This is a genomic window from Streptomyces durocortorensis (assembly GCF_016901035.1).
Lineage (GTDB): Bacteria > Actinomycetota > Actinomycetes > Streptomycetales > Streptomycetaceae > Streptomyces > Streptomyces durocortorensis.
In genome coordinates this window covers 1-2,563 of the sequence record NZ_JAFEUF010000169.1, presented here as the reverse complement: position 1 = coordinate 2,563, position 2,563 = coordinate 1, and the positions used below count along the sequence as shown (strand labels likewise).

Here is a 2,563-nt window from a genome sequence, read left to right as displayed (position 1 = left end):
CCGGCGGCGGGGTGTTTGTCGCCCTCCACGGGCCGGGCGCGGGCGCCCGGGGGGGGGGGCGCGGCGGGGGCGTTAATGCCCGAGGGCCCCGGCGCGCCGGCCGCGGCCGCGGCTCCGGCCGCCGAGGAGGCCCCGGCCCTCGCCGCCGAGGAGGGCGACGCCCGCGCTCAGTTCCCAGTCCTCGTCGAAGTCGATCCGGGACTGTTCGTCGAAGGGGATGTCGATCATGCCGTGGTCGGCGGTGATGTAGAGCGCGGAGCGCGGCGGGAGCTGCTCGGCGAGGCGGCGGGCGAGCCCGTCGACGTACATCAGCTGGCCGCGCCAGGCGTCGGAGTCGGTGCCGAAGCGGTGGCCCTTGCCGTCGACCTCGCTGTAGTACGTGTAGACGAGCGAGCGGTCGCCGGCGGCCAGGCGCTCGGCGGCGACGTCCATCCGGTCCTCGCCCGAGAGCCGGCCGAGGAAGGAGCCGCCGCTGAGCGCGACCTTGGTGAGCGGGGTCTGCTCGAACGTCGGCGCGGAGACCTGCGCGGTGTGTACGCCCGCGGCGTCGGCGAGCTGGAAGACCGTGGGGTAGGGCTGCCAGACCTTCGGCGCGGTCCACGGCTTCCAGCGGAGCTGGTTCATCAGCTCGCCGGTCTCCGGGTTGCGCGCGGTGTAGCCGGGAAGGCCGTGCTCACCGGGCGGCAGCCCCGTACCGACCGAGGCGAGCGAGGTCGCGGTGGTGGAGGGGAAGCCCGCGGTGAGCGGGCGGCCGGTGCCGCCCCGGGAGGTGGGGAGGAGCGAGTGCAGGAAGGGGGCCTCGTCCGGGTGGGCCTTGATCTGCTCCCAGCCGAGGCCGTCGATCAGGAAGACGCAGTTCCGGTCGGCCGGGGTCAGCTCGGGGATCGCGGCGGTGAAGCCCGGCACCTCCTGTCCGGCGGCGAGCGTCGGCAGCAGGTCGGCGAGCGAGCCGCTGCCGTACTCCGGGACGGGCGCGGTGTCGAGGGACAGCGGGACGGGGTCCTGCCAGGCGGGCTGGGCCATCAGCGGCCACTCGCCGCGGTGGCGGCCGTGGCCTCGGAGAGCGACTGGGCGAAGGCGAGGGTCTGGCGCACGGCGTCGGGGCCGTCGCCGGCCTCGCTGACCCGCAGGCTCAGGTCGTCGGCGGTGGAGCTGCCGGTGTAGCCGTGGTCGGCCTCGCAGTTGGAGTCGCCGCAGGCGGCGGGCTCCAGGTCGATCCGGGAGACCGCGCCCCAGCCGATGGTCAGGACGACCTCGCGGGGCAGGGTGCCCGGGACGTACTTCTCCGGGTTGGCCACCACGCGGCTGACGACGACGGAGGAGATCCGCTCCAGCTTCACCGACTCGGTGGAGGTGGTGGCGTACGGCGTCGGGGAGCTGGTGTCGGCGGCCTGCTCGTCGGTGTGGCTGACGATGAACCGGTGCTCGGTCAGGACGAGGACGGTCACATGACGGCGGACCTCGTTGGAGTCGAACGTGGTCTCCTGGTGGACCAGGTACGAAGCGACCGGTTCCCCGCCGACGGCGGCCTCCACCGCCTCGGCCACGAGGGCCGGGTAGTAGCCGCTGCGCTCGATCGCCGCGCGCAGCCCCTGGGTCGTCGTACCGGTCTTTGCCATGAGCACCATCCTACGGCGGGCCGGTGACTGCCGGGGACGCCCCGGTGGTCACCGGCGGTCGGACCAGCCCCCGATTGCCGGTGGGTCTCAGTAGTTCGGAAGGCGGCGGGGGCCGAGGTCGCCCCGGGCGGGCGGTGGGGCGAGCCGGACGCTCGCGCCGAGCACGGTCAGTCCCTGCGGGGCGACCACGACCGGTTCGAGGGCGACGGAGACCACCTCGGGGTGGTCGTCGACCAGCCGGGACAGCCTGAGCAGCAGCTCTTCGAGCGCGGCCGTGTCGACCGGGGCCGAGCCGCGCCAGCCGAACAGCACCGGGGCCGCCCGGATGGACCGGATCAGCTCGGCGGCGTCACGGTCGGTGGCGGGGACCAGCCGGTGCGCGGTGTCGCCGAGCAGTTCGGAGGGCGCGCCCGCGAGGCCGAAGGAGAGGACGGCCCCGGCGGCCGCGTCGATGGAGGCCCGCACGACGGTGTCCACGCCGCGCGGGGCCATCGCCTGGACGACGGGGAGCAGTTCGGCGGGCTTGCCGAGGAGGTCGGTGAGCTCTCCGTACGCCCGGCGCAGCGCCTCCTCGTCGGCGACGTCGAGGCGGACCCCGCCGAGGTCGGCGCGGTGGCGCAGGTGGGGTGCGGTGGTCTTGAGGGCCACCGGGTAGCCGAGCCGGGCCGCCGCGGCGACGGCAGCCTCGGGGTCGGGGGCGGGGAGCGTGGGGCGTACGTCGATGCCGTAGCGGCCGAGCAGTTCGCGGGCCTCGTGGTGGGTGAGCGGGCGTCCGCGCGGGTCGGGGGCGGTGGCGAGCTGCGCCTCGATCAGGGCGGCGGCCCCGGCCTCGTCGATGGTGTCGTCGAGGAACTCGGGGATCTTGCCCGGCACGGCCGCCTGCCGCCGCCGAACGCGCCGTACGGGCTCTCGCCGAGGCCGTGAAGTACGCCCAGTGGCGGCGG

2 protein-coding genes and 1 pseudogene are annotated in these 2,563 nt (G+C 75.3%); all 3 read right to left on the bottom strand.

Going from position 1 to position 2,563, the window contains the following annotated elements; genetic code table 11:
• Window positions 1-129: 129 nt before the first annotated feature.
• A pseudogene (locus JS521_RS25615) lies at window positions 130-1,023 on the bottom strand (alkaline phosphatase family protein); the annotation flags it as partial.
• Window positions 1,023-1,619 carry a DUF5998 family protein gene (locus tag JS521_RS25610; RefSeq protein WP_030080056.1) on the bottom strand — a complete coding sequence of 199 codons (597 nt, stop codon included), beginning with the start codon at window positions 1,617-1,619 and terminating at the stop codon, window positions 1,023-1,025. The gene JS521_RS25610 and the pseudogene JS521_RS25615, both read right to left, overlap by 1 nt.
• Before the next feature lie 87 nt (window positions 1,620-1,706).
• A partial coding sequence (locus JS521_RS25605; RefSeq protein WP_205085320.1) for an acetate--CoA ligase family protein occupies window positions 1,707-2,563 on the bottom strand: 857 nt, incomplete at its 5' end.

What these genes read in the sequence shown, in the direction of transcription:
- JS521_RS25610 (WP_030080056.1), bottom strand. Translation starts at nt 1,619, where the DNA reads ATGGCAAAGACCGGTACGACGACCCAGGGGCTGCGCGCGGCGATCGAG.